Annotated in this window: 12 protein-coding genes; 11 read left to right on the top strand and 1 reads right to left on the bottom strand. The window is 44.4% G+C overall.

What is annotated here, in order from left to right; translation table 11 throughout:
* Window positions 1-10 precede the first annotated feature (10 nt).
* The 4 genes from hemL (at window position 11) to AB3489_RS14430 (ending at window position 3,721) form a co-directional block, all read left to right on the top strand.
* Window positions 11-1,288, top strand: a complete 1,278-nt coding sequence (hemL, locus tag AB3489_RS14445) for a glutamate-1-semialdehyde 2,1-aminomutase (RefSeq protein ID WP_368293422.1) — start codon at window positions 11-13, stop codon at window positions 1,286-1,288.
* Between the two features lie 89 nt (window positions 1,289-1,377).
* Entirely contained in the window at window positions 1,378-1,773 is a 396-nt protein-coding gene (locus AB3489_RS14440; RefSeq protein ID WP_368293421.1) for a sirohydrochlorin chelatase, read from the top strand.
* The gene (cbiE, locus tag AB3489_RS14435; RefSeq protein WP_368293420.1) at window positions 1,761-3,029 is read left to right on the top strand and encodes a precorrin-6y C5,15-methyltransferase (decarboxylating) subunit CbiE; all 1,269 of its coding nucleotides are present in this window, start codon (window positions 1,761-1,763) and stop codon (window positions 3,027-3,029) included. The genes AB3489_RS14440 and cbiE overlap by 13 nt, the downstream gene beginning before the upstream one ends.
* Before the next feature lie 65 nt (window positions 3,030-3,094).
* Complete coding sequence (locus AB3489_RS14430) at window positions 3,095-3,721, top strand: precorrin-8X methylmutase (RefSeq protein ID WP_368293419.1); 627 nt, start codon at window positions 3,095-3,097, stop codon at window positions 3,719-3,721.
* 219 nt (window positions 3,722-3,940) lie between these two features.
* Here the strand turns inward: AB3489_RS14430 and AB3489_RS14425 are convergent, their stop codons facing one another.
* The gene (locus AB3489_RS14425; protein ID WP_368293418.1) at window positions 3,941-5,200 is read right to left on the bottom strand and encodes a helix-turn-helix transcriptional regulator; all 1,260 of its coding nucleotides are present in this window, start codon (window positions 5,198-5,200) and stop codon (window positions 3,941-3,943) included.
* Between the two features lie 259 nt (window positions 5,201-5,459).
* Between AB3489_RS14425 and AB3489_RS14420 the strand changes: the two genes are divergently transcribed.
* The 7 genes from AB3489_RS14420 to AB3489_RS14390 all read left to right on the top strand — a co-directional run bounded on the left by AB3489_RS14420 (window position 5,460) and on the right by AB3489_RS14390 (window position 13,124).
* Complete coding sequence (locus tag AB3489_RS14420; RefSeq protein WP_368293417.1) at window positions 5,460-5,903, top strand: chemotaxis protein CheW; 444 nt, start codon at window positions 5,460-5,462, stop codon at window positions 5,901-5,903.
* A gap of 16 nt (window positions 5,904-5,919) precedes the next feature.
* Window positions 5,920-7,071, top strand: coding sequence for a methyl-accepting chemotaxis protein (locus AB3489_RS14415; RefSeq protein ID WP_368293416.1), 1,152 nt, complete (start codon window positions 5,920-5,922; stop codon window positions 7,069-7,071).
* Window positions 7,072-7,356: 285 nt separating this feature from the next.
* Window positions 7,357-7,680 carry a hypothetical protein gene (locus tag AB3489_RS14410; protein ID WP_368293415.1) on the top strand — a complete coding sequence of 108 codons (324 nt, stop codon included), beginning with the start codon at window positions 7,357-7,359 and terminating at the stop codon, window positions 7,678-7,680.
* A gap of 72 nt (window positions 7,681-7,752) precedes the next feature.
* Window positions 7,753-10,131, top strand: a complete 2,379-nt coding sequence (gene secA2 / locus AB3489_RS14405) for an accessory Sec system translocase SecA2 (RefSeq protein ID WP_368293414.1) — start codon at window positions 7,753-7,755, stop codon at window positions 10,129-10,131.
* A 116-nt stretch (window positions 10,132-10,247) separates the two neighbouring features.
* Complete coding sequence (gene larC, locus AB3489_RS14400; RefSeq protein WP_368293413.1) at window positions 10,248-11,483, top strand: nickel pincer cofactor biosynthesis protein LarC; 1,236 nt, start codon at window positions 10,248-10,250, stop codon at window positions 11,481-11,483.
* A gap of 2 nt (window positions 11,484-11,485) precedes the next feature.
* Entirely contained in the window at window positions 11,486-12,115 is a 630-nt protein-coding gene (locus tag AB3489_RS14395; protein ID WP_119775506.1) for a LysE family translocator, read from the top strand.
* A gap of 67 nt (window positions 12,116-12,182) precedes the next feature.
* Window positions 12,183-13,124, top strand: a complete 942-nt coding sequence (locus AB3489_RS14390) for a 1,4-dihydroxy-2-naphthoate polyprenyltransferase (RefSeq protein ID WP_119775508.1) — start codon at window positions 12,183-12,185, stop codon at window positions 13,122-13,124.
* Window positions 13,125-13,145: the final 21 nt, after the last annotated feature.

Raw genomic sequence — 13,145 nt, 5'->3', positions numbered from 1 at the left:
GGTACAAGCTATGAAATCGGAAATATTATATGAAAAGGCTAAACAGTTGATGCCCGGCGGAGTCAACAGTCCTGTGCGTAATTTTCAGTCTGTCGGCGATACGCCGCGCTTTATCAGCCGTGCCAAAGGGGCAAGACTCTATGATGTAGACGGTAACGAGTATATCGATTATATCGGCTCTTGGGGGCCGATGATCCTCGGACATGCCAACCCGGAAGTGCTCAAAGCAGTGACGGCAGTGGCTGAAAATGGCTTGAGCTTCGGAGCTGCCACAGAAGCTGAGGTCAGGATGGCCCAATTGATCTGTGACTTGGTTCCGTCAATTGAAATGATCCGGATGGTCAATTCAGGAACAGAAGCAACGATGAGCGCAGTACGTGCAGCCCGCGGTTTTACCGGCAGAAATAAAATCATAAAATTTGAAGGCTGTTACCATGGACACAGCGACGCAATGCTGGTCAAGGCAGGATCGGGGGTTATGTCCTCCGGCGTACCGAGCAGCCTCGGGGTTCCTCCTGGATGCGCCGCTGATACCCTGACGGCGGTATTTAATGATATTGGCAGTGTGCAGGCCTTATTTGAAAACAATAAAGATCAGGTTGCAGCAGTGATTGTTGAGCTTGTACCTGCCAATATGGGTGTTGTCCTGCCGAAGCCGGGTTTTCTGCAGGAACTGCAAAAGCTTTGTACTGAAAACAGCACATTGCTCATTGCCGATGAGGTTATTACCGGATTCAGGCTTGGTCTAGGCGGAGCCCAGGAACTGTTTGGCATTAAGCCGGATTTAACGGCTTACGGAAAAATTATTGGCGGCGGCATGCCGGTCGGGGCATACGGTGGAAGAAAAGAAATTATGCAGCAGGTCGCACCCTGCGGAGGAGTCTATCAGGCAGGAACCTTAAGCGGAAACCCTGTGGCCATGGCTGCAGGTATTGCGCAACTGTCTATTCTTAAAAACAACCCGCAGATCTATACGCATATTGATAGTCTCTCAGCAAGACTAAGCAACGGATTACGGGAACTGATCAAAGCTAGAGGCCTAAAGGCGAAGGTAAACAGTATCGGCTCGCTTTCAACGCTGTTGTTTACCGAACGGGAAGTCTATAATTATACCGATGCCTTGACCAGTGATACAAAGATGTATGGACGATTCTTCAGTGCCATGCTGAATCAGGGAATTTATCTTGCCCCTGCGCAATTCGAAGCGGTATTTATCTCTAATTCCCATACGGAAGTGGATATTGACCGGACGCTGGAGTGTGCAGAGAAGGCCTTAAGATCTCTCTAAATTTGAATAACCGATTTCATTAGAATACCAGGTAATGGAGTTAGAATTTTCAATTTAAGGAATTATTTTTTTGGAAAGGGAAGAGTGCGATGACGGGAATTTTAATCTTAGCTCACGGCAGCAGACAAAGTGAAACCGAAAATACGCTGCAGAAAATCATTGAGATGGTTAAGGAAGAACTGAAGTTTGGACTCAATACTAATTTAATTGAATATGCGTTCTTACAATTCTCCGCTAACAATCTGGAAACAGGCCTGAAAAAACTTGTTGACCGGGGAGTTACAGAGATCAAGGTCATTCCGTATTTCCTGTTTGCCGGTGTTCATATTCTGGAGGATATTCCGGCTGAGATTGATGAATTCTTGAAAGAATACCCCAATGTAAAAATCAGCTTTGGACAAACTTTGGGGGCAGATAAGAGACTTGCACAAATTGTTGTCGATCGGATAAAGGAAATGAGCGGTGACGCAAAATGCTGCAGCTGAACATCATTGGCATGGGCCCAGGCAATCTCCTGCAGCTGACTCGTGAGGCAGCGGAGGCAATAGAACGAAGCCAATGTCTAATTGGTGATAAGCGTATCCTGGCAGGATTGATGAACTTAGCAGATGGAAAAGACTTATATTATGCGACCCAGGATCGGCAGATCAGGGAACTTCTGCATACGCTGCAATCGGCCGGCACATGCTCCTATGAAGTTTCTATTCTGGTGTCTGGGGATGTTGGCTTCTACAGCCTGGCAAAGTCGCTCCTCGGTACTCTGGAATCCGAAAACCTCGTGGCTTCACCAAACATCCGCTTGATTTGCGGAATTGGATCACTTCAGTATTTTGCCTCGAAGCTCAGAACTGCCTGGGATGATGCCGTGATCTGCAGCCTGCATGGCAGAGCCAATAATATCGTTGGAAAAGTGACAAATAACAAGAAGGTATTTGTTCTGACAGGTGGAGACCAGAATCCGGCATCCATCTGTAGGAGACTCTGTGATTTCGGCTTAGCTCATGTCAAAGTCAGTATTGGTGAAAACCTATCTTATTCGGATGAGAGGATTTGCACCGGAAAGGCCCAAGAATTTATTGAACAGCCTTTCGCCTCACTGAGCGTCATGATAATCGAAAATGTTACGCCGCTGGACCGGGCCTGCATCACGCACGGGCTTCCAGATGAATGGTTTGTGCGTGGTGATGTGCCGATGACCAAGCAGGAGGTCCGGGCAGTTTCTCTCTCTAAGCTACGTCTCCGCCAGGGCGATATCACCTACGATATTGGTGCCGGGACCGGTTCTGTTGCACTTGAAATGGCACTGCAGCAGTCGGATGGATTTGTCTATGCGATCGAAAAAAAGGATCAGGCGGTAGAGCTCATCCAAAGGAATAAAGAGAAATTCGGTGTAAAAAATCTTGTTGTTATCAAAAATACGGCACCGGACGGTATTGCAGAGCTTCCGCCCCCGGATAGGGTTTTTATCGGCGGCAGCAGCGGTAATTTGAAGGAAATACTCGATATGGTTTATGCCAAAAACCCGGTTGCGGGAATTGTTATCAATGCAATTACGCTGGAAACCCTGAATGAAGCCATGGATTACTATAACGATCAGACTGTTTATGACGTAGAGATTATTCAAGTAATGGTCTCCAAAGCCAGAAAACTGGCGAATTATCATCTCTTTACGGGACAGAACCCAGTGTTTGTGTTATCGGTCTGGCCTGTTGGAGTAAGCATAGCGCATAAAGAAAGCTAAAATAAGCCATGGATCAAAATGCGCCCCCAAATATTAACCCAGAAAAAGTAGGAAGGTAAACAATCATGGAGTATCGATTTGAAAATGTACTGCCAGAGGAGATTGAAAAAAGAAGCTTTGAGATCATCACGGAAGAGCTTGGGGATATTCAACTGGATATGGAGAAAGCCCCAATCATCAAGCGGGTGATCCATACTTCGGCGGATTTTGATTATGTCCATAACTTGTGTTTTTCCGACAATGTCGTGCAGATTGCGCTTAATGCCATTAAAAATGGAGCGTCGATATTAACAGATACAAAAATGGCCAGCGTTGGAATCAATGTCGGCAAACTAGGCACTTATGGTGGAAAGGTTTACTGCTTTATATCCGATCAGGACGTAGCACAGGAAGCAAAAGAAAAGGGCAGCACACGCGCGGCTGTTTGCATGGAGAAGGCCAGTACCATTCCGGAACCGTTGATCATCGCCGTCGGAAATGCACCTACAGCACTGATCAGACTGGACCAGCTTATTCGGTCAGGACAGATTAAGCCGGTGCTGGTGATTGGAGTTCCTGTCGGCTTTGTCAACGTTGTGCAGTCTAAAGAGCTGATCATGCTTTCCGGCGTTCCCTACATCGTAGCCAGAGGCCGAAAAGGCGGAAGCAATGTTGCTGCAGCCATTTGCAATGCACTTCTTTATTCGCTCTAAATTTTGACCTATGGTCAAACGACACCTACACCTTGACAATTTGACATTGTAAGCCGTTAGGTGTGCCCGCGTATACGCCACGAAGCAAGAAACTTAAAGAAATCTCCGATATTGGACATTAGATGACATCAGAATAAATAAAAGACTTGTTCCCAGAAATTTAATAATAGAGACTAAAAAACGTCCGGGCATTTAAGCAATGTGCCGGATGTTTTTAATTTATCTTAAGAATCCTTTTTTTCGAAATTCTAGCGGGGTCATCCCAACTATGCCTTTAAAAATAGAATTAAAATGGTTTTGATAGTTATACCCCACCGCATCAGCAATCTCCTTAATGGGCTTATTGGAATTCAGCAAAAGATCCTTGCTTTGCTCAATCCGGATTTTATTAATATTGCCTGCAAGTGTTAAGTGTGTTTCTTTGTTTATTTGACTGGAAAGATATGAAGGGTTTAAGCCAAGATACCCGGACAGCTGATTTAAAGTGATCTTTTCAGCATAATAACGTTTGATATACTGTAAAGCCCGGTTTATATGGATCGAATATTCCTTATAGGTTAAGACAGAAACGGCGTGTGTAAACACTTTAGAGATTTCTACCATTTGAATAATAATTTCTTCAGGTGAACTCTGTTTATTTATCTTGACAATAAAACGCTCCAGCAGAGACATCATCCGTTCATAGGGAGCATTTCCCTTAATGGCGTAAAGACAGCAGATGCTGCCTGTAATGATGCAATTTAATTTTAGGGAAGAAATATATTGCTCATCGTAGGCCCGTGTTTGCCATAGCAAGTCCCCGGATTTTCTGAGAAGCAGTTGTATTCCTTTTTCATCTCCGCGGATGATGTTATCTCTAGCACTCTTAAGAAAAAAATAAATCATGTCATAATGGCTTTTTCTATCCTCCTCCAGACAGGGATTAAGCAAATTCTTATATCCTGCCTTGGGATCTCTTTCTTTCCAGCAGTGAAAATTTTGCTTCGAGCCGACTAATGTCTTGATATTGGGTTTACATAACACAAGGAGAAATCTTCCTAGGTAATCAATACGTTTTAAAGTGGCCAAAGGCACTGTTTTCAATGCGGTCTTGAACTCCTGCTTTTTCTGAAAGGATAATAATTGAGACCTGAGAATATTATCCAGAACTATTTCTGGAGGATCATGAACGATGAGCGGCCCAGAAACCACCGCTCCTATTTTTCTTGTTTTGTACCCGATCATCACAATGTTATAGACAAAGAAGTTCTTGGTAATAACAGTATGATAAGTATTCAAGTCAAAAGAGTCTTGTTCAAACAAAGCTGTAAGAAAATTGATGATTTCACCAAACTCAAAATAGTCCATCAAGAATGTATAGTTGGATCCTCTTAGAATTGAAGGGCGATTAACCAGTGTTAACGGGACGTACAAGGTTGTAATTTCTGTAGCACCATAAAACGTTTCGACAATTTTTCTGACTATTTCTTTCTGCTGCATCACATTTTTCTCCTTTCCTTCGTTTGTCTAGTACGTTTAGCCAAATATTGTTTCAATTATCTAAATATTTTATCAATATTAATTATTTATAAAGCTATAATAATATTTGTTCTTTTTTCTCATTTTTTAAAGATATTTTAATTTATTAAAAAAGTTTTTGTTTGGGATTATTAGCTTTAGTCTATCATTTTGATATAACCCATTTAAACGATAGCATAAAAAATACGATATAAATAACTATAAAAAAGGAGGTGATATTTTGAAAAATATTCAAATGGTGGTGTTTGCTGTGGGCAAAGAATATTACGGCATTGACATTTTTTGTGCCCAGGAAATAATCCGAATTCCCAAGAACATTACCAAAATGCCGAACATGCCTCCTTTCATAGAAGGTATGTTAAACCTTAGAGATCAGGTTATTCCCGTGGTAGACCTTAGAAAAAGATTTGGTCTTGAAAACACGGAAACAGAAAATGACAGCCGGTTGCTGGTACTTAATCTGGAAGGAATGCTTTTAGGCAACATTGTGGATGATGTTTCCGAGGTTCTGAGTGTAGGTGAAGAGTCCATCGAAAGTTTATATGTCGAAATCGCTTATTTAGGCAATAGCTGCATCAAAGGAATCTGTAAAGTAGAGGATCGCTTGATTATGCTTCTGGATGTCACGAAATTAAAAAACGAAATATTTGCATCTGTTAGTTAAAAATGGAGGAACAAATATGATTAAATTTTCGGCTTTAGATTCATGCAAATCCTTGGCAGAAACTCTAGGCCATCTGGTTCCGGGCGGAATTATGTTTTGCGTAACGGAAGGAGATACAATTGTTTGGAGATTTTCTTCAGATTCTTTTCACTTAGATTCGTTTGAGGTTGGGTATCATGTTGAGAGCAACGGCGTGATGATGAATGCAGTGCGTAATAAAAAAACAGTCTCACAGAATGTTCCCCGAACCGTCTATGGTCAACGGCTCATCATTGTCGCTATGCCAATTATTGATGATACCGACAATGTTTTCGGTACATTTTCTGTTTTTCTACCAAAATTACACCCTGTGGCTGCTGCCTTTAAGGATTTTGCCCCTGTTTTGGCTGAAATGTTCGATGAAGGTTCGGTTATTTACATGACGGATTTAACTCAGGTTGTTTACCGGCAGGCTTCTCGAAAATTTGATATATCGTCTCTTCCTGTTGGCCATGTTATTCAGGAAGAAGATGTTGCTTCCCGGACCATCAAAACGAAAAAGCCTATTTCAGAAGAAGGTGGAGCAGAGATATACGGTTTCCCTGTTTTAGAAACAAATTACCCGCTCTTTGACGAAGACAATCCTGACGAAATAGTCGCTTCTCTGGGAGTCATTATCCCCAAAAAAACAGCAGCACACCTGCGCATTATTTCAGGAAATCTTGAAGACGGCTTGTCTGCAATTTCTGCAGCGATTGAAGAGCTCGCAGCGGAGGCTACGAGTATTCACTCCAACGAACAAAATCTGAACAACAATATTAAGGAGATTATCGGCCTTTCTGAAGAAATTAATAAGGTTTCTGTCTTCATAAAAGAAATAGCGGACGAGACAAAAATGCTTGGTCTGAACGCAGCAATTGAAGCCGCCCGAGCCGGGGAATCAGGCAGAGGCTTTGGTGTTGTGGCGGAAGAAATAAGAAAGCTTTCAGAACAATCTAAGAGCACTGTTCCCCGGATCCAGGAATTAACGGATACCATCAAAGCCAAAGTGAATGATGCTGGAGATATGAGTAAAAGTTCATTGCATGCCAGCCAGGAACAGGCCGCAGCAACGGAACAAGTCACAGCCAGTATTGAGGAAATTACCGCAATGTGCGGAGAATTAAATGAGATGGCAAAGACTTTATAAGCTCAATTTATAAATGTTCCACATAGAACAAACCCTAAGCAAGTAGAGGCTTAGGGTTTGTTAATATTATTATTCATTTTTCTTCGGTTCTTTTTTGGAGAGGCATATTTGTCGTGCAGGGCATATGTCTGCCGTCTGCTAAGAGCTTCCTATGTTTATTACACTGATTGACGCAGATCCGGCCGCTGTAGGGGCCTATGATTACCGATTACGGGATTATTTTTTCTAATGGGATATTTTTAAGCGAAGATATTTTGTATAATAAGATTCAAAGAGGGTATTAGAATGTTGGACTTGTTCATCCTGGGGCTGATTATTTCAGTACTCATTCCGGCGGTAAATATGATCCGGAAAACAATTTTACAGGGGATACAATCCCGGGCCTATGCAGCCTGTCCGGTGTTATTCTGGTTGTATATTGCTGAGAGCGAGTCGCTTCGCAGCGGTTTTCTGCGTCAAATGTGGTGCGGAAGTCTGGTTCTTTTCACGGCCTTTTTTGCGATTGCTTCGAACCACTTTACCCTATCTTTGGATATTGTCTTTTTCTTCACGCTGATGCTGCTTATTATGTTCCATCTTCTGAAACTTGTCAGGAACCTTTCTTTGTAATGATCCAGGATGGCTGTCGGTATTAATTCCTGACAGTGGAATTTCTGTATATTTATAAGGAGAGGTATTTTTATGTTTAAATCTCTTACGGATAGACTTAATCCAGCCGGATTCAAAGCGAAGATGGAACAAATCAGCCGATTTATGAGGCAGCGGGAGTATGCGCTGACCTATAATTTGAAAGCCTATGATGCCATACTGGAACAGATCGAACAGTACCGACTTGCGCAGGCAGACGAGACACAGATAAAAGAAATTAGGAAGCGTTTAGAATTCCGGGCCGCAAGCGGAAGTTCGCTTGATTTGCTGCTGCCGGAAGCTTTTGCACTGGCCAGGGAGGCATCACGCCGGGCCTTGGGCCTGTTTCCTTTTACGGAACAACTGATTGCGGGGATTGTATTGCATGAGGGGAAGATTGCTGAGATGCAGACTGGAGAAGGTAAGACCCTGTCAGCAGTCATGCCAGCTTATCTGAACGCTTTAGCCGGAAAAGGTGTACATATCCTCACATTCAGCGATTATCTGGCAGCCCGGGATGCCAGCTGGATGGGACCGGTCTATGAATTTCTTGGACTGTCGGTTGGATGTGTCAGGGAAGGCATGGCTTTAGCGGAACGGCAAAAGGCTTATTCGGCGGATATAACCTATGTCTCGGCTAAAGAAGCCGGTTTTGATTATCTGCGGGATTGCCTTTGTTTGGAGCAGAAGGAGCTGGTTCAGCGCCCGTTTCATTATGCAATTATTGACGAGGCCGATTCAATTTTAATTGATGAAGCACGGATTCCGCTGGTGATTGCCGGAGAAAAGAGCGGGGGCAGAGAGGATCTGTCCCACCTCGCCGGACTGGTGAAAGAATTACGGCCTTTTCTGGATTTTGAATTGAACCAGAACGGCAATCATGTCTTTTTAACTGACAGCGGACTTCAGCATATAGAAAAAATGCTGAACAAAAGTAATCTTTACCAGGCTCAAGATCTTCAGCTGCTGGCTAGGATAAACTGTGCGTTGCATGCAGAGGTCTTGCTCAAAAGGGATACGGACTATATTCTCCGAAACGACAGGATCGAACTGATTGATCCATACACGGGACGTATTGCCGACAAACGCCACTGGCCCGAGGACATTCAGGCAGCCGTGGAGGCCAAAGAAGGTATAAATTCGGGGAAGAACGGGATGATTTTGGGATCAGTCACGCTGCAGCATTTTTTAAGCTTATATCCGAAAATTTCTGGAATGACAGGAACGGCTGTAACCTCAGCCGGTGAATTCAACGAATTTTACGGCATGGAGGTTGTTGTCATTCCTACCCATAGGCCGTGTATCCGTGCAGATCATCCTGACTGGATATTTACAAGCCGGGAAGCCAAGCAAAAAGCATTACTCGAAGAGATTAACAGGGTACACCTCCGGGGCAGGCCTATACTGGTCGGAACAGGAAGCGTCGCAGAGTCGGAGTCTTTGGCGGCTGACCTCCGTCAGGCGGGAATCGCGTGCAGGGTCTTAAATGCCAAAAACGATGAAATGGAAGCCGGAGTCATTGCGCAGGCCGGCGAACCCGGAGTGGTTACGGTTTCCACCAATATGGCCGGCAGAGGCATTGATATTAAGCTGGGCGGAGCCAGGGAGGAACAAAAAGAAAAAGTGATGACTGCCGAAGGCTTATATGTCATCGGGACAAGCCTTTTTGAAAGCCGCAGGGTGAACAATCAACTCAGGGGAAGAGCTGGAAGACAGGGTGAACCGGGAGAAAGCAGATTCTTTATCAGTCTGGAAGATGAACTGATCAAGAATTATCAGCTTGCCCGCTTTATTCCGAAAGACCATTGTCCTCAGGATCAGGAAGGTCCCGTTTCAGATCCTGTTGTCAGACTCGAAATAACGAGAGGAATCAGAATGATTGAGGGATATCATGAAGATATCCGGAGACAGTTATGGGAGTATTCCTCGATAATTGAGCACCAGCGGCGGATCGTTGTTGAGAAAAGATTTCGGATCCTGAGAGATGAAACGGTGTTGAATCATTTGCAGCTTCAAGCTACGGAAAGATATCTGTCTTTGTCTGAGAAATATGGAACAAAGCTTATGCAAAAGATTGAAAAACAGCTTACGCTTCATTATCTGGATAAATGCTGGGCGGAATATCTTGCCTATATCTCCGATGTCCGGGAGAGCATTTATTTGGTAGCGCTGGGCAAAAAAAATCCGCTGACGGAGTTTAACCGCATTGCTATGGAAGGCTTTCGAGAATTGTCCGATAAAATTAAGACAGAAATTGTCAGTGCGTTTCATACCGTTCAAATTGATCAGAACGGAATTGTGCACGAAAAAGAAGTCCTGCAAACTCCTTCAGTAACCTGGACTTATCTTCTGAATGAGAGCGGGAACAACTTTTTATGGTTCTGGCGGCACAATTCTGCGAGAAATCACAAGGATTATTCAAATGAATGTTGAATTGAGTATTTAGGATCTTACGCAACGCCCAGCTGGTTATGGACAGAGCAACGGTTATTGCTGGCGCGGGATTTTTTGGGAATAAATGTAGTGGCAACTGTAAAAAGAGGTGGCTGATGAAAGTTATCTATTATGACTGTTTCAGCGGCATAAGTGGAGATATGAATCTCGGAGCGATGCTCGATCTTGGCGTCCCAAAGGATCATCTACTCACTGAGCTGGCTAAACTTCAAATCAATGAGCAATATACAATATACATCCGTTCTGAAAGCAAGCATGGAATTGAAGGCACACGCGTAGAGATAACGGTTGAAGATCCCGTGAACCGCCATTCCACCCAGCAGGCGAGAACGTTAGCTGATATCACTAAAATGATCAGGGAAAGTGATTTATCAGCAGCTGTGAAAGACAGAAGCATCCGGACATTTGCCATTCTGGCGGATGCGGAAGCAAGGGTTCATGGAATAAAGGCCGATCAGGTCCATTTTCATGAGGTCGGGGCTGTGGATGCGATTCTCGATATTGTCGGGTCGGCTGTTTGTCTGGAATATTTGCAAGCTGACAGGATCGTTGCTTCCAGTGTGGAACTTGGTGGTGGATTTGTGCGCTGTGAACACGGCCTGCTTCCGGTTCCTGCACCAGCCGTAACAGAGCTGCTCCAGGGTGTCCCGGTAAAGACCGGAATCGTGCCTTATGAGACAACGACGCCTACAGGAGCGGCTATTCTGGCTGCGAATGTTCAAGAATATACAGACAATGCGGATATAATCATTCACCGGACCGGTTATGGGATTGGCCGGCGGGATTTGGAAATACCCAATATTCTACGGGTATATCTTGGGGAGAGAGCGGAAAAGACTGCTCCCGGATTCAGACAGCAGGAAAGACAGTGGATGCTGGAAACGAATATTGATGATATGAATCCGGAATTCTATGAATATATTGAAGAAAAGATGGTTGCTGCCGGAGCCCTGGACGTCTTTAAAACCCCGGTGATCATGAAGAAGGGGCGACCGGGGTCAAAATTAAGCGCTTTAGTCAATAAGGAAGCGATTTCAGCTGTCAGGGAAGTTATTTTGCGGGAAACATCGGCGATTGGCTTACGCAGCTATCCAGTTGAAAAAACGATGCTCCGCCGGGAGAATATGCTGGTGCAGACCCGGTACGGTCCGGTCAATGTAAAATGTTCTTATTTGGATGCGGAAAGAATCAAATCGAAACCTGAATATGAAGACTGTAAAAGACTTGCCATGGAGCATGACCTTCCCTTAAGCGAAATCTATGCCGAAGTTTACAGGCTGCTATCCAAAGGCAATCGATCCGGAGCTTTAGATCAAGAGAGGAAGAACTGAACGTGTTTTCATTATCTGCGGTCCTGCTGTTTATTACCTCGTCCATTGTACTGATCTTGGCACCCGGTCCGGACATTGTATTTTTGATAACCCAGGGTATAGCCAAGGGAAAGAAGGCAGGCATTTTTACCTCAATCGGGCTGACGCTGGGTAATTCGGTTCATACGTTGGCCGCGGCGCTGGGGCTATCTGTCATATTTAAGACGTCAGAAGTCGCCTTTGTTCTGTTTAAAACCTGCGGGGCGCTTTATCTTTTTTATTTGGCATATAAAGCGATCAAACATCGGAATGACCCGCTGACTGCCGATGTTGACCAACAAGGGTCCGATCACCGCGGCCTGCTGCTGCGAGGTTTCTATATGAATGTTTTCAATCCGAAAGTTGCCCTTTTTTTCCTGGCATTCCTGCCGCAGTTTGTCAATTCTGAATTTGGCAGCGTTCCTTTGCAGATGATTTTCTTAGGGCTTATCTTTATGGGGCTTGTTGCGCTGATTTTTGGATTTATCGGTTACTCGGCCGGTTCTCTAGGAAATTGGATTTTAAAGAAGCCCGGGTTTTCCAAGGTTATAAATATTGTCTCGGCGACCATTTTTGGAGCACTCGGCTTTAAGCTTCTGACCAGCGCGAGATAAAACACGAACTTCGAATGAATGATGAAGAAATGAATAAATCATAGACTAAATCAAAGGAGCAATCATAATGGAGACGAAATCATCCCCTTCGGGGGCCAAGATGCAATCAAATCGCAGGAAGGTTTTATGGCGGCTATTTCGTCCACACACCCTTACGGCCTCATTCATACCGGTTCTGATTGGCTCGGTGCTGGCTTGGCAGATCAGAAACGGCTTAAACTGGGGACTGGTAGCGGCAATGCTGATTGCTTCAATCTTAATCCAGGCAGCCACGAATATGTTTAATGAGTATTACGATTTTATCCGGGGACTGGATACAGCGGAATCCGTTGGCATTGCCGGTGCGATAACCAGGGACGGAATAAAAGCAGGGACAGTTCTGAGTCTGGCTTTGGTTTGTTTGCTGATTGCGTCACTGCTGGGTATTTACATCTGCAGTAGCAGCAGTTGGTGGCTGGCCCTGATTGGCCTGGGCTGTATGGCTGTCGGTTATTTGTACACAGGTGGGCCTTACCCGATTGCCTATACGCCTTTTGGAGAATTGCTGGCCGGGCTCTTTATGGGATCAGGAATTATTTTGATTGCCTATTTTGTTCAGACCGGCAGCATTAACTGGGACGTCTTTTTAATTTCTGTTCCGAATCTGATTCTAATCGGAGCAATCATGATGTCCAACAACATACGTGACCGGGAAGGGGATCAGATGAACGGGCGTCATACGCTCGCCATTTTGTTGGGACACCGCAGGGCTGTACAATTCATGGCGGGAATGTTCCTGGTGGCCAATCTTTGGGTAGTTGTACTTACCCTGGCAGATGTTCTGCCTGTCTGGGCACTATTGGTCCTGCTGAGTATTCCGAATGCTCTTCAGGCCTTGAACGGATTCCGTAATAAAAAATTCCCGGCTGAAATGATGCCGGGAATGAAAAGTGTGGCTCAGACCAATACACTTTTTGGGATTCTGCTTACCATTGGTTTGTTAATTGAAGTAGGCGTAAGTCAACTGTAATAGAACGAAAAGCGAAAGTTA

Source organism: Dehalobacter sp. TBBPA1 (assembly GCF_040931655.1).
Taxonomy (GTDB): domain Bacteria; phylum Bacillota; class Desulfitobacteriia; order Desulfitobacteriales; family Syntrophobotulaceae; genus Dehalobacter; species Dehalobacter restrictus.
This window is presented reverse-complemented; position numbering and strand designations above follow the sequence as displayed.